At 38.1% G+C, this 22,437-nt stretch carries 17 protein-coding genes; 5 read left to right on the top strand and 12 right to left on the bottom strand.

Annotation, left to right across the window (positions count from 1 at the left end):
* Positions 1-80: 80 nt before the first annotated feature.
* The 5 genes from CAL6303_RS14295 to infC all read right to left on the bottom strand — a co-directional run bounded on the left by CAL6303_RS14295 (position 81) and on the right by infC (position 7,383).
* Positions 81-740 (bottom strand): DUF2301 domain-containing membrane protein, encoded by a 660-nt coding sequence (locus CAL6303_RS14295; protein WP_015198515.1) that lies wholly within the window; start codon positions 738-740, stop codon positions 81-83.
* Positions 741-790: 50 nt separating this feature from the next.
* On the bottom strand, positions 791-1,759 hold the full coding sequence (locus CAL6303_RS14290) for a type II restriction endonuclease (protein WP_015198514.1): 969 nt from the start codon (positions 1,757-1,759) through the stop codon (positions 791-793).
* A 9-nt stretch (positions 1,760-1,768) separates the two neighbouring features.
* Positions 1,769-3,202, bottom strand: coding sequence for a DNA methyltransferase (locus CAL6303_RS14285; RefSeq protein ID WP_015198513.1), 1,434 nt, complete (start codon positions 3,200-3,202; stop codon positions 1,769-1,771).
* Positions 3,203-3,454: 252 nt separating this feature from the next.
* Positions 3,455-6,490 (bottom strand): MFS transporter, encoded by a 3,036-nt coding sequence (locus CAL6303_RS14280; RefSeq protein ID WP_015198512.1) that lies wholly within the window; start codon positions 6,488-6,490, stop codon positions 3,455-3,457.
* A 359-nt stretch (positions 6,491-6,849) separates the two neighbouring features.
* The gene (gene infC / locus CAL6303_RS14275) at positions 6,850-7,383 is read right to left on the bottom strand and encodes a translation initiation factor IF-3 (RefSeq protein ID WP_015198510.1); all 534 of its coding nucleotides are present in this window, start codon (positions 7,381-7,383) and stop codon (positions 6,850-6,852) included.
* A 340-nt stretch (positions 7,384-7,723) separates the two neighbouring features.
* Here infC and CAL6303_RS14270 point away from each other — a divergent pair, with 340 nt between their 5' ends.
* Both CAL6303_RS14270 and CAL6303_RS14265 read left to right on the top strand, forming a co-directional pair.
* Positions 7,724-8,653: an alpha/beta fold hydrolase gene (locus tag CAL6303_RS14270; RefSeq protein ID WP_015198509.1), complete on the top strand. Its 930-nt coding sequence runs from the start codon at positions 7,724-7,726 to the stop codon at positions 8,651-8,653.
* A 177-nt stretch (positions 8,654-8,830) separates the two neighbouring features.
* Positions 8,831-9,946 (top strand): saccharopine dehydrogenase family protein, encoded by a 1,116-nt coding sequence (locus CAL6303_RS14265; RefSeq protein ID WP_015198508.1) that lies wholly within the window; start codon positions 8,831-8,833, stop codon positions 9,944-9,946.
* Positions 9,947-10,008: 62 nt separating this feature from the next.
* Here the strand turns inward: CAL6303_RS14265 and CAL6303_RS14260 are convergent, their stop codons facing one another.
* Positions 10,009-11,067 carry a tellurite resistance TerB family protein gene (locus tag CAL6303_RS14260; protein WP_015198507.1) on the bottom strand — a complete coding sequence of 353 codons (1,059 nt, stop codon included), beginning with the start codon at positions 11,065-11,067 and terminating at the stop codon, positions 10,009-10,011.
* 223 nt (positions 11,068-11,290) lie between these two features.
* Here CAL6303_RS14260 and CAL6303_RS14255 point away from each other — a divergent pair, with 223 nt between their 5' ends.
* The 3 genes from CAL6303_RS14255 to CAL6303_RS14245 all read left to right on the top strand — a co-directional run bounded on the left by CAL6303_RS14255 (position 11,291) and on the right by CAL6303_RS14245 (position 14,767).
* Positions 11,291-12,490, top strand: coding sequence for an argininosuccinate synthase (locus CAL6303_RS14255; RefSeq protein ID WP_015198506.1), 1,200 nt, complete (start codon positions 11,291-11,293; stop codon positions 12,488-12,490).
* Between the two features lie 509 nt (positions 12,491-12,999).
* Positions 13,000-13,953: a hypothetical protein gene (locus tag CAL6303_RS14250; RefSeq protein WP_015198505.1), complete on the top strand. Its 954-nt coding sequence runs from the start codon at positions 13,000-13,002 to the stop codon at positions 13,951-13,953.
* Between the two features lie 349 nt (positions 13,954-14,302).
* Positions 14,303-14,767, top strand: coding sequence for a hypothetical protein (locus tag CAL6303_RS14245; RefSeq protein WP_015198504.1), 465 nt, complete (start codon positions 14,303-14,305; stop codon positions 14,765-14,767).
* A 223-nt stretch (positions 14,768-14,990) separates the two neighbouring features.
* On the opposite strand, the gene hisS is transcribed toward CAL6303_RS14245, so the two are convergent.
* From hisS to CAL6303_RS14220, 6 genes are all read right to left on the bottom strand, one after another.
* Positions 14,991-16,397 carry a histidine--tRNA ligase gene (gene hisS / locus CAL6303_RS14240; RefSeq protein WP_015198503.1) on the bottom strand — a complete coding sequence of 469 codons (1,407 nt, stop codon included), beginning with the start codon at positions 16,395-16,397 and terminating at the stop codon, positions 14,991-14,993.
* Between the two features lie 276 nt (positions 16,398-16,673).
* The gene (locus CAL6303_RS29960; RefSeq protein ID WP_015198502.1) at positions 16,674-18,137 is read right to left on the bottom strand and encodes a response regulator; all 1,464 of its coding nucleotides are present in this window, start codon (positions 18,135-18,137) and stop codon (positions 16,674-16,676) included.
* 392 nt (positions 18,138-18,529) lie between these two features.
* Entirely contained in the window at positions 18,530-18,745 is a 216-nt protein-coding gene (locus tag CAL6303_RS29955; protein ID WP_144051055.1) for a hypothetical protein, read from the bottom strand.
* A gap of 3 nt (positions 18,746-18,748) precedes the next feature.
* Complete coding sequence (locus CAL6303_RS14230; RefSeq protein ID WP_015198501.1) at positions 18,749-19,471, bottom strand: DevA family ABC transporter ATP-binding protein; 723 nt, start codon at positions 19,469-19,471, stop codon at positions 18,749-18,751.
* A gap of 48 nt (positions 19,472-19,519) precedes the next feature.
* Complete coding sequence (gene devC, locus CAL6303_RS14225; RefSeq protein WP_015198500.1) at positions 19,520-20,695, bottom strand: ABC transporter permease DevC; 1,176 nt, start codon at positions 20,693-20,695, stop codon at positions 19,520-19,522.
* A gap of 264 nt (positions 20,696-20,959) precedes the next feature.
* A complete protein-coding gene (locus tag CAL6303_RS14220; RefSeq protein ID WP_015198499.1) occupies positions 20,960-22,372 on the bottom strand; it encodes an HlyD family efflux transporter periplasmic adaptor subunit in 1,413 nt (470 codons plus the stop codon).
* Between the last annotated feature and the right edge of the window lie 65 nt (positions 22,373-22,437).

Below are 22,437 nucleotides of genomic sequence, written 5' to 3'. Positions count from 1 at the left end.
CTATCTGTCGCGTTGTTTTTTCAAATCGGTATAACAACTGTTCACTCATGAAAATTGTTGCCTATGCTGCTTAAATGCGGCTACGATGCTTTAGCAGCGCGTTGTGACTTTAAATATTCAAATACCGATTTATCTCCAATATCGGGGGGAACTGCTTGGATTACTTTTCGCACAGCAAAAACAAAGAATAAAATTGCCCAAGTTGCTAATAATCCTCGTTCCCAAATAATTGGTAATACACCTGCCAGATGTCCCAGCAACAATAAAGGGACAGTAAAAGTTAGTACCTTAGTTTCCAAACGATTAAAACAGAAAGCTTCCTTAAAGAATATGCCAGTTAAGGCTGCGAAAATAAAACCCACTCCAAATAGCGTTAGTGGTTGGGTGTAAACAGTTACTGCAAATGGCTCAGGGTCTAAGTGTCCGATGCAAAATGAGCTAATACAACCAATTAACCAAAAAGCCTGGAGAGTTCGGTGTAAAAATCCCATGTAGATATGAATAGTCAATAGGCTAACACCCAATGCGATCGCATAACAACTGAAAAGGGGTGTAATCCATCTAAATGTCTCAACACTGGGATAAAATAATACCAATATACTAGCAACTGCAAAACAAAGAGCAGCCACCATTAAGCCTACGCGATAGATAATCACACTTTGGCGATCATTATCGGTGACTGTAAATTCACCAAACTGACCTTGGTAAACTTCAGATTGAGGTAAAGTTTGTTGAGCCATAGAATTTTTGATTAGATTTTTTATCCCCTTCTATTATCTAACTTTTGCTTCTACAAACTGCATAGCCAGCGAGAAATAGATGCAACTTGGTTCTCCTCATTTAAGTTTGCAGCATTACTGAGCATCCCGCTTTCTAATTGCTGCCAAATTTCGCCAGACATCCTTCTCTCAATCGCCGCCCCTACAAAAAATGTCAGTGGTGAATGACCAGCATCCGCGAATGCTTGTCGTATACGATTGAGTGCCGCTTGTGCAGTTTTCCAATGCTCGTCAGCACCGGCTGGATCAACTCCACCCTTTAATTCTCCCAATGCGATCGTGAAAGGCTCAACTTCAACCGGCTCAATTTTACTAGATTTGTTAGCTGGCAGTGCTTCTGGCGCAAGATTGAACAAGCAAATATCTACATTACTTTTAACCAACGGAATATTCAGGTTATAGATAAGTGTACGCCTACCAAAATCACTCTTCCAACTGAGTCCACGTAAACACAATTCAATTTCTGCATCGTCGTTTGTCATTGCTATCCACTTTTTTGTCTTTGAATGCTGCCAATGATATTTTTGACCTGCAATTGTAAGAGTTGAAAGAATAGCACGAGTCAGCTTTCTTTGTGCTAAAGCTCCACCAACATTACGCATTGAGCCACCAAGCGTATCGCCACGAGTCAATAGAAATCTAAAGACTAGTTCTTCTACAAAATTTGCACCTTCTGGCTCAAGAAAGTTTTTGATTAGACCGTTAATCGCATCAATTTTATCCTCTGGTGCCAAATGAGCAAGAGATTTATCAGATAATCCTGCTGCAGTCAATAATCCCATCTCAATACCCTGAATTTTTAGCAAATCAGCAGGGCTTTTAGCTTGATTTACTGCTGCTTGAAGTGCCCTTGCCTCTGCGATATAAGGGTTAGCTCGTCGATTTTTCTCAAGGGAAAGCGCCACAAAGCCCGCACGAGTTGCTTCATAGGTTGTTACAAGATCATCACTAGATTGAAGATGATTACGATAAGCAGTCATAGAATCAAATTACTGTTTTCTCCAAACATAAACACACTTTCTCAAGGGATCACGACCATAATTTCCCATTTGCTGGCTACTGTTACCCTTGTCACCAGGTAGAACAAGAATATTTTTAACTGTAAAACCTAGCTTCTCTGCAAGGTTAGAAAGGATTATATCTACTGAAATACTTATGCCAGAGTAACGCACATTGTCATTGACCATAAATAACAGTGCCCCAGGCTTGAGTACACGAGAGCATTCTTGTATAACGCAAGCCATTTCATAAAAGTAACCTCTCACCATCCTGGGTATTCCGTTATTATTCAATACACCTTGAAGTCTCTGATTGTCTAGATAGTTTAGTATAGCTTGTAATAAAGGTTCCGAATTTGCAGTTTCTAAAGCCAAGTTCCAATTGGGATTGAGGGCTAATAAGTCTTTCGAGCGATTTTCAACTGTACAACTTAACATCTCCTGTCGGAGATCGATTAGCTCTTTTTCAGAAACACCTAATAATGCAAGCTCTAATGCATATGTACGAGTATAGTCATATCGGTTGCAATAAGGTGGAGACGTGATAACGGCATCATAAATTGCATCTTGTAAAGTCGGTAGCAATTTAAGGCAAGAGCCTTTTAAAAGTTTAATTTTTCCTTGTGGTGGCTTAACTGAAAAAAGCTCTATCTGATGTGTAGGCGGTTCTAGATCATGAATAATTTCTGTGATTTTATGGGTAATCGCATCATCAAAATCCAGGATTTCACCTTTATTGAAAGGCTTTTTAGCTTGCCCACGACCGGAACGGTAATCCCAACGAAGATATTGCCCATCTTTGCGAGTGTAGCTGATGGACTCTAAAACACAAAGCAACGCAAAACGCAAAACTTCTCTAACTCTTTCATTTTCCTGGTAATAAGCTCCGAGGTACTGCTCAACTGATCTTCTATTTTCTGTAGAATAAGCTCCTTTTGTAATTCTAAATTCTGGTAAACAGTAGTCTTTATTAGCCTGTTTCCATATTCGTGAATCTACCCAATTTTTGAGATGTGCAAGATCGTCGGACTTAAATTCTGTGTCGATAATCTTCTTCGTTTCAATAATTTTTTGCCCAATTGGTAAGAGTTCAATACCATCGGCATCAAGTCCCAAATTACTCGCAGCAAACAAAGCCGTTCCGCTACCTGCAAAAGGATCTAGTATCTTGCCGTGATTAAGCTGGTATTTTTGAAGTAAAAGCTCAACAAGAGAAGCAGAGAAGGCTTCTTTGTACTTGTACCACCTATAAATAGGTCTTGTTTTGTTGGCTTGAAAACTGACTAAAAGCCTAGTAAGGGCAGGCTGAACTAAGAACTTGGCTTGAAAATGATGCTGTAATTGTTTATCAAGTTTATCAATTTCTCTAAGAGCGCTATTTTGCACATCAGGAGCAATGGCGGAGATGCTTGATAGACTTGCCACAAGTATTAGTCCCTATGAAAAATGGATTTACCTATTATATCAGTGGCTCCAGCAGTCCGCCGAACCTAGACTACATTGAATAGCTTCTCAAAATTGCCTACGGCAACATTGGGTTGTGCTTGGAGTATAACTAACTACAGTAGATGAGAAACAACGACTGCTACAGGACTTACGCAATCAAAAATTGTCAAACAGTGCCCGGAACGCAGTCTAGGGAAGCAAGTTACGTAATAACTTAATTCCGTGACTTTTCTAGTTATGTGAGTATTGTTTATGTGTTTTGAGTAATTCCCGTACCTGGGATGCAATTACTGGATGTGGATCATCTTCAAGTTGGGGTAATAGTTCTAGAAGAATTCTCGGAGAAGCTGTGTTGAGGTAGCAAATGGCAGCTTCACGGACAAAAACAGTGGGATGGCGTAAGCTGGTGAGAATTTCCGAAATATTGAGACGAATATGTGCAGCTTGGGCAAAATGGAAACAACAAGCTAAACTCCAGTCTGATAGTTCTTTGTCAAAAGTCAAGAGTTTACGAGTCCGATGACGAATTTCCATTTGTTGGTATTCAACAATTTTAGCTTCTACCACTTCTCGCAGCTTTTTGCTGGGTTCGCGTTTATCCAAGATGTTGAGTAAAACTGGTTTACATTCAAATGTGACAGTATGCTCTAATATTTCTAGTCCTCTAGCTAAGTTTGCTGGTGATGTAGAACGCAGATTAAAGGATGCTGCTTGCATTTTTTCTAATGGATAAACTAATTTCAGCAGTAGTAATAATCTTTCTCTGACATCAGCTTCTAAAATTAGCAATGATTGTTGAAGTATTTGACAGATTTCAGATACTTCCTGTTTTGATTGATTAGTTTTGATCAGTTCATAACTTTTCTCTCCCAAGTATTGAGTATATTGGTGTTCTTGTTGTTTTAAGTCTACATAAGCGCTATAAACCTCACCTAAAAATCTTAATTCTTCTTCAACTAATTTTTCTACCTTAGATTCGTAGGATTTGTTTTCAAAGTTGGAAATTCCTTCTTTTTGATGCCTTTTCAGTAAGCTATGAAGAATATAGTCGCGGTTGACACCTCTGGAAGTTTCTAAATTGTCCCATAGTATATCTATTGTTTCGGTTCCAGGAATTTGAGATATTGCTCTCCAAGCATATTTCCTTACAACTTCTGGTTTATATAGATTTGTCGCAACGTTGATGAGTGTGGGTAAGACTTCGCTATCGAGTTTTACTAAACATTCCATTGCTGTCAGACGAGTTGATCTGTAGTTTAATCCGGCAAACAGTGCGGGGTAGTAGTCTTCTAAACGGGTAGCGGCAATCATTTCCAGAACTGCACAGCGTACACGCAATGATTCATCTTGGAGTAAATCGGGAATTTCTAAGCGTAAAGTTTGGAGATAGATAGAGCTATTTAATGCCTTTACTGCGTTGATGCGATCGCGTTCTTGAATACTCCTTAACATTACTTGTAAACACTTGGTTGCGTCTACTTTCTGTTTGGGTGTTCCTTGACGTAATAGTAAGCTGGCAGCTGTTGCACGAATTAGTGAGTGTTGTTGAGGTTGTAAAAATTGTTCTAGTTGGTTTAAATCTGGGTTTGTTTCGGCTAACCAAACATACCGCAATGCGAGGGCAAAAATTTCGGGTGAAGTCTCTTGGTAAGAAACTTTTAAGAGTGATCTAATTTGCGGAAGATATGAGGCATTTGTCTCACCTGCCAATATTGCTTCTAAACAGAATTTTTGCAAATCTACAGGTAGGTTTACCACTAGTGGTGCGAGGATTTCCCCTGCACCGACAGGATCGATTTTGGTTAGTAATTCTACGTAGGAACGTTTGTCTAATTCACTGCTATTTTCCTTTAAAGCTTTGACAACTGCTTGCTTCAGCAAACGAACATCAAAATCACCATCTCCAAGTTGCCCTTGTCCAGCACTCAAAACTAGCAAATTCACATAATGCGATCGCAAAATCCATAGTAGAGCCAAACATGCGATCGCAATCCCGATACTAATCCCAACTAACAGCCAATTTTCTAAATTCACACTGAGATTAAATTGTGATACTAGCAACAGACTCACCACAATTATCAATCCTGCAAAACCTGCCCCGAATGACTCTGCAATTCCACCTGATAGTGTTTGCACGTAATTGCGAATCCGCTCTGGTATTGGTTGAAACAAAAGTGGGCTACTACCAATTACCAGGGTGTAACGCAGTAATTCATCTAAAAATTTGACAAACACTAGTCCCCAAAAAAAGTGAAAATTCTGGGTAATTGGAAATATATCTGTAACGATAAGCGTAATAGGTAAAAATACTGCCACAGTTACGGGTAAGCTAGCGATGGCAAAGAATACTCCAAATTTTTCGATAAATCGGCTGGAAACGAATAGCTGCATCAACAGTTCGCATAAGCCTGTTATTCCGCCAAATATTCCTAAAAAGCTAGCAATTTGGATGTTGCTGAAGCTTTGTTCCAGTTGTGTCAAGTATTGAAAATCAACTAAAACCCAAATAATTTGTAAAAGGGCAAAGAAAGCAAAAAGTAAGCGCGAATAGCGTTTAATTGGTGTAGAAAGGTGACGTGTGGAGATTGGTACTGTAGTCTTAGTTTTTCTGGCTGATTCTGGGAAATAACTCCGATATTTTTGGCTCAGATATAGCAGAATTGAGGCACCCAAAAGAATTGAGATGACTGAAACCAAGATAATATTTTTTAAGCCGAAAATACTTAGCAGCAAAGGTAAGCTAAAACCGCCGAAAATATCTGCTATTATTATGCCGCTACTAACTATCGGGTAAGCACGTTTAATTTCTCGAATATTAAATAGTTGATTTGCGGCAATGGATGTATTTAAATCGTTGAGTATATAAAATCCATCCACCCACAACCGCAGTAAAAAGATTGAAATGACTGCTAAGGATGAATACTCTAAACTCAAACACAACAAAACCAACGGTAGTAACATGCAGGGTGCTAGGAATGCAATCACCCAACGCAACGAAAACAGCTTTTGAAGTCGAGAGTACAAAAAAACCAGTAGCATACCTAACATGGCACTGGCAATATAAATCCAGGGCAACCACCTAGAACCATATTGATCGATAAACATGGCAACAGTACTATCTTCTGCCCAGCGTAGCCCAATTGATGTTAGCGTATAAAATGCCAACATTAGCCAAGTGCGATCGCTTTCTTCTGATCTAAGGTTTAATGATGCTAAAAGCTTTGTTTGAATCCGATGATGTAAAGCCAATTCCTGATTTTGTGTCATGCAGTTTTACTGGTTTCTGTAGTCACTCTCACGAAGTCGCAAAAAGCTTTGCCCTGTAAGGGTAAGATTTCTTTAGCCGAGAAAATGACTTAGTAAATAGCTGCTAGGTTTAGTTTACATATCCAAACTAAAAGTCCCAAGCAACTGAGTATTAGTTTTCCCACTCAGCGCTTAGGACTATCAGACTTATTCAAAAAGTTCGTAAATTAGGTTGTTCTGGAAAATGTCAGTAGTAGCAAGTTTAGAAAACTTTGTTGTCTACTACAAACTATACATTAGTGCGATGGTCGTTAGGGTAGCCGCTGCGCGCAAGATAGCCCTTAGACAACTACTTTGCAATATCGCACAAAACTAATTCCTTATTTCTTCGGCGAAATTAACATCATCATATTACGTCCCTCTTTTTTCGGTGCTTGTTGCACTTCACCTAGAGGTTCTAAATCATTTGCCATCCGCTTTAGCAAATGTTCGGCTAAATCGCTATGTTGGATTTCTCGTCCACGAAACATTACAGTTGCTTTGACTTTATCACCGTCTTTCAAAAAGCGCTCTGCTTGCTTGACGCGCACATTATAGTCGTGTTCTTCAATTTTGTAGCGCATCTTCACTTCTTTGACATCAGCTGTATGCTGCTTCTTCCTGGCTTCCCGCGCCTTTTTCTCTTGCTCAAACTTATATTTCCCGTAGTCCATGATGCGGCAAACTGGAGGGTCTGCTTTATCACTCAATAGTACCAAATCTAGCTCCTTTTCTTCGGCTAGACTTATCGCTTCTTGGGGGGTCAGAATTCCCAATTGGCTGCCATCAGTGTCAATTACTCGAATTTTCGGAAAGCGAATACGTTCGTTTATTTGGGGTAAATCGCGACTTCTTTTTTTCTCGATCACAGGCATGTATTATTAACGGGGGAGTTGTTTGTTAAGATTTTGGCTTGGTTTTGAGTTTTGTGTCTGTGAAACACAATCCTGAATTAGCTCAGAGCTAACGTCAGAACCCATATATATAGATTAACTAATCTATTAACTAATCTACAAAATTAATTCTGAATCGTTATACTTGTCATTTTACTCACTCTGAGTTAATTCGGCTTTAATTGTTAATGTTAGTTACATAATCCATAGTAACAATTTTTTGGTGGTTGTGAAGGCAGGGTTTTCACTACTTTGATCCGAAGCAGGGATTTATCTGGCTTTTCGATAACATAGTGATTAAAGCATCAAGTGAGAGTAAGCAGTGACTAGCGTAGTGGCATGGCAGCAGCGAATTGGTAATCAAAGGGATTGGGTTTGGCGAGGCTGGCGAATCCGTTATACTTACATCCGTTCGCAGCCAAGTAATCGTCATAAAACTCCGTTAATTTTGCTACATGGGTTTGGGACTTCTATTGGTCATTGGCGACATAATTTAGAGGTTTTGAGCGAACACCACACAGTATATGCACTGGATATGTTGGGATGGGGCGCGTCAGAAAAAGCACCAGTTAATTACAGTGTTAGTCTTTGGGCTGAACAGGTTTATGAATTTTGGCAAACATTTATTAAGGAACCTGTAGTTTTGGTGGGCAACTCTTTAGGCTCTTTAGTATCTTTGAGTGCTGCGGCTAAGTATCCAGAAATGATGAAAGGGCTGGTGATGTTGAGTTTACCAGATCCATCCTTAGAACAGGAGGCAATTCCACCATTTTTACGACCTGCTGTTGCCACAATTAAGAATTTTGTCGCTTCTCCCCTATTTTTAAAGCCTTTATTTTATTTTTTGCGACAGCCGGGAGTGCTGCGACGGTGGGCTGCGATCGCATATGCTAACGGTGAGGCTGTTACTGATGAATTAATCGAAATTATCGCTGGACCCCCCCAAGATAGAGGTTCTGCTAGAGCTTTTTCAGCTTTATTTAAGGCAAGTATCGGAGCTAATTTTAGTCCTAGTGTCAAACTTTTGTTACCAAATTTAACAATGCCAATGCTGTTGATTTGGGGGAAAAAAGATCGATTTATCCCCCCTGCGCTAGGTTTATTGTTTGCCAAATACAACGAAAATTTGGAATTACTGGATTTAGAAGATGTGGGACATTGCCCCCATGATGAATGTCCGGAGGAAATTAACCGGATACTTCTAGAATGGTTGGATAAGGATGATTTCCACAGGTATAGGGACATTAGTTGACAGTGAACAGTTGTTGTACTGCAAGCCTTTCGCTATTAGCCTTTAAGTCTAATGCGAATGCGCTAGAGCGATTTAGGAAGTCCAGTTTATAGACGTTTTTGGTATAGTTATTAGGCTTTGACGGCTAACTCGAAGTCCTCAAGCCGAACCTTGTTAACTGAACATGGGGAGTAAGTGATGAAAAATCGAGTTTTAATTCTTGGGGGAAGGGGAAGAATTGGCAGTAGTGTAGCTGCGGATATTCTGACACATACCGATGCAATGGTGACAATTACGGGCAGAAGTGAGGCAAATAACCAAAATTTGGGCGAAAAAACTGAATTTTTGGTTTTAGACTTAGCAGAAGTGGAAAAATTAGAGAGTATCATTGCATCTTCTAATTTAGTCATACACTGCGCGGGTCCTTTTCATTACCGTGATGCAAATGTTCTTAAACTCTGTATTGCTGCTGGGGTAAATTACTTAGATGTGAGCGATCACCGTTCTTTCACCACCAAAGCTTTAAAATATCATGATGCGGCGGTTAATGCAGGTGTGACAGCAATCGTGAATACGGGAATTTTTCCCGGAATTTCTAATAGTATGGTACGGCATGATGTCGAACAATTCGACATTGCCGAAAAAATTCATTTAAGCTACTTGGTAGCTGGTTCTGGTGGTGCAGGAATTACGGTGATGCGAACAACCTTTTTAGGTTTGCAAAACCCCTTCACCGCTTGGGTAGATGGGGAATGGCAAACAGTGAAACCCTATACAAAACGGGAAGATATTGTTTTTCCAGCACCCTATGGAAGAGGTGGAGTTTACTGGTTTGATATGCCAGAAACTTTGACATTACCAGCAGCTTTTCCCACAGTGAAAAGCGTAATTACCAAATTTGGTTCTATTCCCGATTATTACAACCATCTCACTTGGATAGCGGCACATATTTTCCCTAAATTCTGGATTCAAAGTCAGATGGGGGTAGAATTTTTATCTACAGTTAGCCACAAAATGACCAACTTTACCGACCAATTTAGTGGCATTGGAGTTGTAGTGCGAAGCTTGCGCGACGTAAGTCGTTCGCATGTCACCGGAAACAAGGATGGAAAACAATCTACCTACTGTTCTACTTTAACCCATGACAACACCGCAGTTGCCACCGGATATGGTACAGGTACAATTGCCGAACTAATATTAACAGGTGCTCTCAATCAACCTGGGGTGCATACAACCGAGTCAGCATTACCCACGCATTTATTTACACAGGCAATGCAAAGTCGAGGAATCAACATTAGTTCTCACTGGGTTTAATCAGTTAGCAGTTATCAATTATTAGTGATTTTTTCCTATTTGCTGTTTACTGTTCCCTAACTTCAAGAGAAGTCAATTGTATCCACAAACTCTAAAATTTCAACTTTGATGCTTTCTGCTTCTTCTGCTGGTGAACCAGGTATATCACCTTCAAAAAAAGTTCGCTGACTACTAGCGATATAGAGAAAATCCGCAACTACAAAAGCAAGTAATCCTCTATATGCATCTAAGCGGCTACCATTGCCATTATTCTCCTGTTTTGACATGGTGGAACCTTCTGGCATATTCACAATAGCAAAATATGCGCCATCCATGACATCAACACAATATTCAGTATATTCAACAGTAGATTTAGGTAGATTAGAAACTATTGCTTGGGGAATGTATTTTTCTAATAAAATCGATTGTAAATATTCTTCTAATTCATTCGATTCTAATTCTTCTGCTTGTTCAGGAGGAATTGCGTAATAATCAATTCGTAACAAGGTGCCAAAATCATCAGTAAAGCTGACTGTTCCATCTTGGCTTTGGATATTACCTCCTTCTTCGATATCTACGGGGATAAGTACCGAAAAGTTACCTAAAGGCGATTCATATATATCATCATCGGTATTTCCATCGGCATTTGCACCTGGAACATCTATATCTTCATCATCTTCCAGTTCTTCAGCTTCTTCAAAAGCTGCAATAACTTCTTTGATTACCTCCTGTGCTTCTTCCTCTTCTACATCGAGAATTTCTTGTAACTCCTTCACCAAAACCATTTTGGCTTTAGGAATCAAAAATTCATCTTCATCAACTAAAACACTTACACCTGCGGCAAAACCATCTAAAATTAGTTCATCCGTCAAAGAAGCACTAGCACAGTTGAACAATGCTCCTAAACCTTCATCTTCGGCGATGGCAACGAGTTTATCAACGGTTTCCAGTAATTCATCATCGGAATATTCGTCGAACAGTTCAAACCCAGTTAGGATATCACCGATCATTTCCAAATTAACATTATCAATCCCAGTATCAACCGCCATGGTTACGACTGCGATCGCTGCAACTGCTTCTTCCTCATTTAGCGACTCGTTAGATTTATCTTCCGATAGAAAAATCTGATCATATTTACCCATAAATTACTCTCCCCAAAATTAATAGCTCTCCAGTGATATGTAGTGTACTGGACTTCAGCTAGCAAAGTTTTGAGAACTTTATAAATTATCATGTGATATTCATAAGTTTTAATTATGTGGTTCTGATGGGAATACATCCTATTTATCTCTATTTTCTGATTCCTCGTTATAAATACCTAATTAATCGGATAATATAAACTCGTGATTTTTAAGGAAGATATTAATGGGTCGCGCAAAGAAGGTTGTTCTAGCATATTCTGGTGGAGTTGATACATCTGTATGTATTCCTTATCTCCAACAGGAATGGGGTGTTGAAGAAGTGATTACTCTTGCTGCTGATTTGGGGCAAGGTGACGAGCTAGAACCAGTTCGGGAAAAAGCGCTGAAATCGGGTGCAGTGGAATCATTGGTGATGAATGTGCAGGAAAGCTTTATTCGGGATTATGCTTTCCCGGCAATTCAAGCTAATGCACTATATGAAAATCGTTATCCCCTAGGAACAGCTTTAGCTCGTCCACTGATTGCGAAGATATTGGTGGAAGCAGCTGAGAAATATGGTGCGGATGCGATCGCACATGGTTGTACTGGTAAAGGAAATGACCAAGTACGCTTTGATGTATCGGTAGCAGCTTTAAATCCGAATTTGAAGATTCTCGCACCAGCCAGGGAATGGGGAATGAGTCGGGAAGAAACCATTGCCTATGGTGAACGGTTTGGAATTCCTTCACCAGTGAAAAAATCATCTCCCTACAGTATTGATAAAAACCTTCTAGGTCGTAGCATTGAAGCGGGTATGTTGGAAGATCCGACATTTGAACCCCCCGAAGAAATCTATGAAATGACAAACGCGATCGCGCAAACTCCAGATACCCCAGAATACCTAGAAATTACATTTACTCAAGGTATTCCCACCAGTGTCAACGGAGAAGTCCTCAATCCGGTTGCTTTAGTTGAAAAACTCAATCAAATTGTCGGCAACCATGGTATTGGACGCATCGATATGATTGAAAATCGCCTAGTCGGCATCAAATCACGGGAAATTTACGAATCTCCCGCAATGGTAGTGTTAATTCAAGCACACCGTGATTTAGAAAGTCTAACTTTAACAGCCGATGTCACTCAGTATAAACGCGGAATTGAAGATACATACACTAAATTAGTTTACAACGGCTTGTGGTACAGCCCGTTAAAAACAGCCTTGGATGCCTTTATTCAAAAGACACAGGAACGTGTTTCTGGTACAGTCAGGCTGAAACTGTTTAAAGGTAATGCCACCATCGTCGGACGTAGTTCCGAAAATAGCCTGTATACCCCCGATTTAGCTACATACGGGGCTGAAGATCAATTTGATCACAAAGCAGCCGAAGGTTTCATTTACGTTTGGGGATTACCAACCCGGATTTGGGCAAAGGGCAATCAGTAAATAGGTATTACTGAATCAGGGTAAGGATCTAGAAAGCGGGTAATGGAAAACTCGCTTTCACTGATGTATAGTTTGTGACTTATGTGTACACATAAGTCCAAAAGATCTTAGTCATAGCAACAGACATCTCGGTTAGGACATAAAAAGTACCTAGAAGAACAGGAAACGAGGAACACGGAAATATAAATGTCCTAACGACTATGGCTACCGCCATAAGTGAAAATTATCCTAATAAAATGACTTGCCTGTACGCATAGCTTTTGTACGCAGCACTTTGAATTCTCAAGCCAGCTAAATAGGCAATTAAATTTTCTTATCAATTTTGGACTCGACCATACTATATTTCTGCGTCAAGAGTTTAAGAATCAATTAAAATTATATTATCTACTGATTATCTTGGACACTGGAATGAATTCATTGATTCTAGAAATATAGAATTTATGAATTTTAAATTTCATCAGTGTTATTTGTCTTTTCTTCGCAAATAAGAGTTTAATGAAGAGAGTATAATGGATATAGAAAATATACTTGCAGAAAATTTAGTAAAATCAGGGCTGATTGAAGAAGAACAATTACAGTACGCAACAAGGCAAAAGTATATCACTGGAAAAGATCTCGAAGAAGTTTTAGTAGAAGAAGGTTGGATTAAAGTTAAAACAATAATCTATCTAAAAGAAAATTTGATTTCCTTGGCGAAAAATAAGAATCAATTAGCAACACAAGATAGTCTCAAATATAATAATTTGACCATTAATCTTTCTGCTAAATATGTTTTCAAAGTCCTTTTGACTACTATATGTTTTTTTCTATTTGCGAATCTGCTCGGTCAATTCAGCCAGTACTTTGTTCCTGATTTCTTTTTGCGTGACTCTTTCACAAGGGCATTCAATCTTGATGGAGAATTGAACATCCCAGCGGTATATTCAGCATTAACCTTACTACTTTCTTCAATTATTCTCAGCTTCATTAGTTACATTAAAAATAGTAGACATGACCCCTATACTAATTACTGGAGAGGATTATCAATTATCTTCGCTTTTCTATTTTTTGACGAATTAGCTAGTTTACATGAAACAATGGTGGAACCTGTAAGAACAGCATTAAACACCAGAGGTATTTTGTATTTTGCTTGGGTTATTCCTGGTAGTATTGGCGTATTAATTTTTCTCCTAATATTTTTGAAGTTTATTATTAATCTTCCTCCGAAAACGCGAAAATCTTTTGTAATTGCTGGCACCACTTACATCGCTGGTACAATAGGCTGTGAACTTATAGGTGGTTATATTTCTGATGTATACACAGAACAGTCTATCTTTTATGTATTTGCATTTAGCTTAGAGGAATTTTTGGAAATGCTAGGAGTAACTATTTTCATTTATGGACTTTTATCGCACATCAGTTCTTTTAGCAATGATTCTATTTTGACAATAAAAATTCCTACCAGAAAATTAAAAACTGTTTAAAGTTTTGTCATTGCCTAGCTTGCGTCTTCGTAAGGCAGAAGCGTAGCATAAGCGGCTTGTCGCAGACTAGCATAAGCCCGTAGGGCTGGCTACGCCTACTCACAATCTTGTCAAAATAGACAAACAAGCTTTTTGTCTATTTTGTAGATGCAAATCGGCTTACCGGAGAGTATGGTTGGCTTATTTACCCCGAACTATACTAGTGCAATATAGCCAGAATCAACCACACTAAGGTTAAAGTGCTAAGATAGCTTTCTAACTACAGGTAGCTACTTATTTAGAATATGGGAAAATATTTGCTTCCGAAATTGCTAAAATATGGTGATTACCGCTCTCATGCTGGGTATAAATGAATAAGCAATTAAATGCAGAACTTTCTCAAGAAATAGCTAAAACGACTAAAAGTAAAGCTAAAAAACCATTTGATGGTGCCTATAAAGCAGCATTGATCACTGATAATGCAACCTATGTACAAGGCTTTTTAGTATTTTCAGGGCAACCATTTCGTCCAATTGAACATGCATGGATTGAGGTAGAAGATCAGATAATCGATCCGACTTTTCCACACTTTAATCGTAAACCTGAAGATTTGTCTTATTTCCCTGCACACAGTATATCTGTAAGTGAACTCAAAGAAATTGTCGATGAATCGAAAGAAGATTACCCCGAAGATGATCCTTTACCTGTATACGGAGATGCACCATACGATTATTATGGGGATATTATGCTAGGTGGTAAAAACTATTTAGAGGCTTATCAAGCAGCAGAAGTAAAATGTCGAGAGGTTAATAAACCAATTACTGATAATAATTAAAATAGTTCATATTTACTTATATTAACAGATACATGAACACGCTTCAGTTAAAGAAAAATGGTAGGAATAGGGAGCATCCTAGTAGTTTGCCAAGATAAAAATGACGGTTGTAGAGACGTAGCACTGCTACGTCTCTACAAGATTTTGGATCTGTACATAACCGTGAAAATAAATTTGACAGACTACTAGTTTTGTAATTTTCCCTTAACTGAACCCTATCGGGCTATAATCTACTTTGGATTTCCCCTGCTAAATCATCAATTAAAACTTCTACTTGCTCTCTAGTTCTTAAATCTTTGAGCATAGATTTATTTGCTGCTGCTTCTTCAGAACCAATAATTACGCAGAGTTGAATTCCCTGCTTTTCTGCTAACTGAAATTGTTTCCCTAATTGACGCTGCTCAAAATTTGTAATTACATTAATTCCAGCTTTTCTGAGTTGTTGAGAAACACTCAAATATACCGACATCAAATCAGATTGCATATTCATCACCATCACCTGTGCTGGAGTTGGAGGTAAGGGATTGAGAATTCCAGCTTTTAATAATCTACTAATTAATCGAGTTAATCCAATAGAAATACCAACACCGGGCATTTTTTCACCCAAAAACGTCCCAACTAATTCCTCATACCTACCACCAGAACAGATGCTTCCCAATGCTTCGTGACCAATTAATGTGGTTTCGTAAACTGTTCCCGTATAATAGTCAAGTCCGCGAGCAATTGATAAATCTATGCGGAAGCGATTTTCAGAAACTCCTAAATTCCGAACTCCATTAATTACAGTTTCTAATTCGCTAACTCCCAAGCTAAATAATTCAGCTTCGGGTATTTGTTGAATAAAATATTTCAACTTATCTAACATTTCATCAACAGAACCATTGATGTTCACAAAGTCAATTACTTTTTGAGAATTATCGAGGGAAATTCCAACTTTCTCTAATTCTTGCTTAACCTTCGCTTCGCCAATTTTTTCTAAATTGTCAATTATAGCAATACAAGCTTTAATTTTGTTACTTTCAACTCCCACCGATTCAAAAAAACCAATGAGAATTTTACGGTTATTGATGCGAATTACAAAATCACCAATATTAATTGCCTCAAAAATCTGGGAGATAATCGCAGGCATTTGGGCATCATATAATAAGCTTAATTCTTTTCTACCAACTACATCAATATCGCATTGACGAAATTGCCGAAAACGTCCATCTTTTGCCCTTTCACCACGAAACACCATATCCATTTGATATCGGGCAAAGGGAAAATTTAAACTGTTTAAATTTCTAGCAATATATGCAGCTAAAGGTACAGTTTGATCAAATTTTAATGCCCGTGCTTCAGAATCTTTAGCGAGAGAACTATCCTTAGATTCACCAGCTTTATCCTTCTGTGCTTGGAGATTTGGCGGTAACAGCGGGCTAATTGCATAGATAATATTATCACCTTGATTCCCCTTAGCTTGGAGAACTTCTAATCTTTCGATTGCTGGGGTTTCTATAGGTGTAAATCCATAACTTTCGTAGATTTTGCGAATTGTATCAAGTAAATATAATTCTAGACGTTTTTCACTGGGGAGAAATTCGGGAAAACCGCTAGGAGTTGAAAAGTTAACTTTATCTATCTTGGACATTTTCAATTGGGAACTTACAATAGGAGACAAGAATATTTGGGGAGACTGGGTTAAACCTAAATATAGCAGACTAATCTAACTAGATATTAGGGCTTCTAGCACAGATGCGATCGCTATCATCAAAATCATCAGATAAATAGGGGAATTAAGCTCCCTCCTCCCAAGCCTATCCATTATAAACGTCTTTGTTAACAGCAGCTTCGACAAAAGCCAGAAATTGGATGTTTTTTTTAGACGAATAGCTGAAAATGAAGACTATTAACGTCTAATCAGGTTTTATAGTGCCAAATCCCTTTGTTCTAGGGAGTTACAAATACGCTTAATTAATTCTGCTCCAACTACAGGTTTATTGATATAATCATCTGCACCTGCATCAAATACCTTTTGAATTACCTTAGTATCAATATTTCCAGTCAAAAATAAAATCGGTAAGTAATTCCATTGATTATGGTGACGCAATATTTGACATAACTCAATTCCATCAAAATTAGGTATTTGAATATCAAGAATCAACAAATCAGGATTAATTTTTTCTACTTGTTCCCAAAAAAACTGGGGATTAGCAAGGGTGAAAACTTTAAAACCCCAAGGTTCCAAAAGTTCTTGTAGTAGTTGTAAAATTAACTTATCATCATCCAAAATCATGATTTTTGCTTTCGCAGCTTTAGATTGATCAACTATTGCAGTCTGATTTGTTCTGCTGCTTAAGCTACGGGTGGCATTATTTTGAACTAGCGATCGCAAGAATTTTGCTTGATTTATGAGTAAATTAATTTGCTCTGATTTTAAAGTTTTCTTATCTTCAAGAATACTTTCAATTTTCCGAGCGATTTTAGTCGCTTTAGGAAAATTAATAATTGATAGAGAACCAATTAATTTGTGAGCTTTCTGTTTCGCAGAAATTCGAGATTTGTTTGACAAAGACCCATTTTTGAATTCTTGCATTGCTTGAATCAATGCTTGGATTTGAGCAATAATTACTGATTGGCTATCTTCCAATACAACATTGGAGGTTGATTGTTCATTAATAACATGATCTTCCCCACTAGTAATTTGCACTTCTTGTAATTCTGGATTCAGACGATAACCCATTCCATATAATGTCTCAATTATATTTTCCGCACCAGCAGCCTTAAGTTTATTTCTTAACCTCTTAACTAAAGTTCTCACTGTATCACTACTTGCGGCTTTATCATCTAAAGACCATAGCTGATTAAGAATAACACTTTGACTATGAATTGCTTGTTGATTCTGCATGAATAATTCCAGCAAAGCATATTCCTTGAAAGTTAAATTCAGGAGAGTATCTCCATACTTAACTTCACAGTGATTGGAATTAAGCTGTAGATTTCCCCAAAGTAAAATCGGAGATACTTTTACAACCTTACGACGCAAGAGCGCCCGAATGCGTGCAGATAATTCTGCTAACGGTTCGGATTTGACAACGTAGTCGTCTGCACCTGCATCTAAACCAATAACCTTATCATCACTTAAACTTCTTACAGTTAGAAGTAATATAGGAATTTGCAAACCTTCAGCACGCAATTGCCGACAAAAGCTAATGCCATCTATCTTAGGCAGTATCACATCTAATACTATCAAATCATAGCCACTAATCTTGAGAAAATCACGAGCTTCTAAGGCATCTTTGGCAATATCTATAATGTAATATTGGTCAACTAATTTTGCTTTTAGCAGTTGAGAGAATGATTCATCATCATCTACAAGAAGAATTCTCATTATTAAATGGTACTTGAAAATAATCTATATCTTTTCCTTAGTATATTTGAAAAAATGCCCAAATCCAGGCAATTTTAAGAAATTTGTATAAAGACCTTTAGTAGAATAAAACCATCAGCCCTTTTGAAGAATACTATATTTTATGGTTAGGCTTTGCAGGATAGCACCAGTGAGTGCTTTATATGACTTGAGCTTTCTGCAATAGTGGGAAGATTTGCCATCAAATGAGAGTAGCGGTAGTTTCTTTTCAGCACTTCTGGGATACTTACGAAACGATTTCAGAGTGTAGTATAACGCTACAAAAAAGATGTGATTCTGTTTTTTAACTTTGAGCGAACCTCCTTTTGGAATCTCTAGAAGTTAGAACTCTGATACCATATGGACTTTAGGTTTTATATCAGAATAAAAATCGTATCATGACAAGAGCCACACCCTATTGATAATATTTCCGTATATCGCAAATCTGGAGAAGTTACAGGTAATGTTCCTACTTCTTGACAATCCGCACCAGAAACTTGCTTCTTGATATCGTAATGCTCAAGGAAAAATTCAGTTAGTTGCAGGTAAATCTTCTGTCCAAGTGCAACCGTCTTTAAGTTGTGCGGCACTTCCTAAGAGCTAACTACTGCATTCACAGCAGAATCATTTTTCAAATAACCGTCTTCCATATAGATAATCTTATCAGCAATATCTAAAATCCGGTTATCATGGGTTACTAATAAAATTGTGCAACCTTGTTCTTTTGCTAATTTTTGCATTAACTCTACCACATCGCGTCCAGATTTTTTATCAAGTGCAGCAGTCGGTTCATCTGCAAGGACAATTTTCGGTTTACCAACTAATGCACGGGCAATGGCAACTCGCTGTTTTTGTCCTCCTGATAAGTCATCTGGGTAATAATTAATCCGATTACCTAAACCTACAAGTTCCAACATTTCTTGAGAACGGCTAATCATTTCTGCTGGAGAAATGTGTTTATGAAGTTCTAAACCCATCCGTACATTTTGTAAGGCTGTTAAGCTACCATGTAAATTATGAGCTTGGAAGATATATCCGTTATTTCTTCTTATTTCTGTTAATTGTTTCTCATTTGCACCACAAAGTTCTTTTCCTAATACTTTTAAACTACCTTCTTGGGCAGAACGTAAACCACCAGACAAAGTTAATAATGTTGTTTTGCCAGAACCAGAAGGACCAGTCATAATGATGATTTCACCAGCGTTTATTTCTAAGGTTATATCAAACAAAACTTGTTTACGTAATTGACCTTTTCCAAAGTAGTGATTGAGATTGTTGACAGAAATAATGGGTTGAAAATTAGAATTATTTAGCATGATAATATCTTTTATTTTTTTGTAAATAAATAGTTAAATTATCCCAAATTAAAACATGTCAGCAGGGTCGGCAGATTGTAGTTTTTGAGTTGCGATCGCACCAGAGAATATACAAATAATTAAAGTTAAAGCAAACACAAATATTGCTCGTGCCAGTGACATATATATCGGCAAATTTGTCGCGTTTGCCGCTAATTGATAAAGACCTAAAGGGATAATAAATCCGGGGATAAAACCAATTGTGGCTATAATGATTGCTTCTTCAAAAATCACCCCCAGTAAATAATTATTGTCGTACCCCATTGCTTTAAATGTTGCATATTCTTTCAGATGAGAATTTACATCAGTGGAGAGAATTTGATAAACGATAATTACACCAATCAAAAATCCCATCGCCACACCAAAGCCAAAAATAAAAGCAATTGGACTTTCTTTTTTTAGTACATCTTCTTCAAATTGAGCAAACTCTGCACGAGTCATAACTTTAACGTCATTTTGCAGATGTGCTTTAAGTGCTGTTGCTACTTGAATTGGATCGGAACCTGGTTCAATATAAATTAAACCAACATTTACACTGCCGACTTTTTGTCGGGGAAATAAGCGGAGAAAATTATCTTCACTGGAAAGCAAAATACCATCAGCAGCAAAGGAAGCACCGAAACTAAATAAACCATTGACGGTGATAGTTCGCTTCTCAATTTCTGTTGAAATTTCTTTCCCAGCTTCGACTTGAGCATAAAGTTCTTTGTAATCTCCCCTAGCTTTTCTATCAAATAGGAAGCTATCAGGTAATTGAATTTTATCTAACTGAGCGTTCGCTTCTGGTATATTTAAAGCTGGAATTGCTGGGTTAAATCCAATTGCTTGTACTTGAACTTTTTTTCTGGTTTGGGGATTCCTCCACGATACCATTCCGATGTACATTGGTTCGGCTGCTTTGACTCCAGGTACATCAGACGCATCAAATAATCTGCTTCGGGGAAATGTGGAGATATTTTGGGTATTTTTTGCTTGGGGACTAATTAGAACGATATCGGCTATTATATTTCGATTTAGGCGAGTATTGCTGTCAAATAATGCACTTTGAAAACCTAATTGCATAAACATGAGAATATCAGCAAAGGCAGTCCCGGCAAGTGCGACAATAAAGCGTCCTTTATGACGTTTTAGCTGTAGTAAACCTAAGGGAGTACGACGTTGAAATTGTTGGATGAATCCTAGCATAATGATTTTGGATTTTTCGAGATATTATTTGTAAGTCTCTAGTACAAGAAGGCAGGAGGAATAAAACCCATAAAACAAGCTTTTTGTCTGGTTACGATGGTAGGTTGATTTCCGCCGTGCTGTACTAGTTAAAAGTAGTTTGGATGTAGTGGAATGGAATTAAGCGCAACATTGTTATAGGACTCACATTTGATTTCTGAAATACACGTAGGGTGCTATACACACCCTACAATGATTGATGTAAACATGAGGAAATATCTATATTTATAGTTCAAAAATTGCTTTGACTTGTAAATTCGTAAACTTAGCAGCTTTTTGACTCGATTCCTCATCCAACTGCACACGAACTTCTACAACTCTGGAATCAATATTATCACTAGGGTCGGCGTTAATCACATTTTGACGTTGAATTTGCCAACCAATTAAATCAACTTTTCCCTGTAATTCATTCGGTAAGGAATTACTAACTATCCGGACTTTTTGACCTTCTTTAATTTTACTAATATTAGTTTGATAAACTTCGGCAGTTACAATCATTTGCTTAACTTGCCCAAGTTCAATAATGCCATCATTAGAAACAGTTTCCCCAGGACGAGTATGAACTTTGAAAACGACACTATCCTTTGGTGCTTTCACAAAAGCTTGCTCAAAATTCGCTTTCGCTTCCTTCTCTGCTGCTACTGCTTGCTTTAATTCGGCTGTTACTGCGGCAATATCCACTGGACGTACTTCAGTAATTTGACTGAGGGTTCCTTGTGCTGAACTTACTTGCTTACCACTGGTTGCTTCAATCCGTGCTAACACAGCTTGAGCTTCAGTTATTTGCTTACTTCCTGTAGCTGTAATTCTCTGTAAATTAGCTTGAGCTTCACTTATTTGTTTGCTAGCAGTGCTTTCGGTTCTAGCTAATACTGCTTTCGCTTCATTCAATTGTTGAATTAATGTATCTACACTTAAGCGTTTTGTGTCATATTGAGATTGCGCGATCGCACCTGCTTTGTATAGCTGATTATACCGTCGTAATTCCACTTGTGCGTTATTTAATTCTGCTTCTAACCTTTTAATTGTTGCAGCTTGAGCTTTTTTATCTCCTTCTAATTGTGCTTCCAACCTTGCTAAAGTAGCTTTCTGTGCAGATTTATCTCCCTCCCATTGTGCTTCTAACCTTCCTAGAGTTTCCCGTTGCGCTCTTTCTTCACCCAAAGATTGCGCTTGAATCCGACCAATTTCGCCTTTTTGCGCGTCAATTTCCCCAGTTTTCGCTCCTGCTTGCACTTTGGCTAAATTTGCTTGGGAAACTTTGACTGCTTCTTGGGCTTTTTCATACCCTGCTTGGAGTTTGTCCCGACTATCCAAGATTGCAACTATCTGTCCTGCTTTTACCTCATCACCCTCAGAGACTAATAGTTTTTCTACCCGCTGAGTTCCTTGAGATGCTGGTGCAGAAAGTTTAATTACTTCTCCTTTAGGTTCCAGTTTACCTAGTGCTGTCACAGTTTTAATTTCTGGAAGAACTACTTGCTCCTTTTCCTTGACTGGTTGTAATACTTGGCTGTTGATAACTTGAGACAACAGCAATCCTCCCAACCCGAAACTTGCAGCAGCACCAAGTATGACGAAGCGTCTAGGCTTGATATTAGACAAGATAGAAGGATTTACAGATGTATTTTTTAACATTTTCCCCTCTTTGTAGGCTAAACTACGAGATAAGTAAACTCAATCGTTTAGTTATTCTACTAAAC

Source organism: Calothrix sp. PCC 6303 (assembly GCF_000317435.1).
In the GTDB taxonomy this organism is placed as follows: Bacteria; Cyanobacteriota; Cyanobacteriia; order Cyanobacteriales; family Nostocaceae; genus PCC-6303.
This window is presented reverse-complemented; position numbering and strand designations above follow the sequence as displayed.

Excerpts from the sequence above, each read along its gene's own strand:
- CAL6303_RS14220 (WP_015198499.1), bottom strand. The coding sequence starts at position 22,372 with ATGTTAAAAAATACATCTGTAAATCCTTCTATCTTGTCTAATATCAAG.
- CAL6303_RS14260 (WP_015198507.1), bottom strand. The coding sequence starts at position 11,067 with ATGGGTAAATATGATCAGATTTTTCTATCGGAAGATAAATCTAACGAG.
- CAL6303_RS14250 (WP_015198505.1), top strand. The coding sequence starts at position 13,000 with ATGGATATAGAAAATATACTTGCAGAAAATTTAGTAAAATCAGGGCTG.
- CAL6303_RS14245 (WP_015198504.1), top strand. The coding sequence starts at position 14,303 with ATGAATAAGCAATTAAATGCAGAACTTTCTCAAGAAATAGCTAAAACG.
- CAL6303_RS29960 (WP_015198502.1), bottom strand. The coding sequence starts at position 18,137 with ATGAGAATTCTTCTTGTAGATGATGATGAATCATTCTCTCAACTGCTA.
- devC (WP_015198500.1), bottom strand. The coding sequence starts at position 20,695 with ATGCTAGGATTCATCCAACAATTTCAACGTCGTACTCCCTTAGGTTTA.
- infC (WP_015198510.1), bottom strand. The coding sequence starts at position 7,383 with ATGCCTGTGATCGAGAAAAAAAGAAGTCGCGATTTACCCCAAATAAAC.
- CAL6303_RS14255 (WP_015198506.1), top strand. The coding sequence starts at position 11,291 with ATGGGTCGCGCAAAGAAGGTTGTTCTAGCATATTCTGGTGGAGTTGAT.
- hisS (WP_015198503.1), bottom strand. The coding sequence starts at position 16,397 with ATGTCCAAGATAGATAAAGTTAACTTTTCAACTCCTAGCGGTTTTCCC.
- CAL6303_RS14230 (WP_015198501.1), bottom strand. The coding sequence starts at position 19,471 with ATGCTAAATAATTCTAATTTTCAACCCATTATTTCTGTCAACAATCTC.
- CAL6303_RS14295 (WP_015198515.1), bottom strand. The coding sequence starts at position 740 with ATGGCTCAACAAACTTTACCTCAATCTGAAGTTTACCAAGGTCAGTTT.
- CAL6303_RS14290 (WP_015198514.1), bottom strand. The coding sequence starts at position 1,759 with ATGACTGCTTATCGTAATCATCTTCAATCTAGTGATGATCTTGTAACA.
- CAL6303_RS14265 (WP_015198508.1), top strand. The coding sequence starts at position 8,831 with ATGAAAAATCGAGTTTTAATTCTTGGGGGAAGGGGAAGAATTGGCAGT.
- CAL6303_RS14280 (WP_015198512.1), bottom strand. The coding sequence starts at position 6,490 with ATGACACAAAATCAGGAATTGGCTTTACATCATCGGATTCAAACAAAG.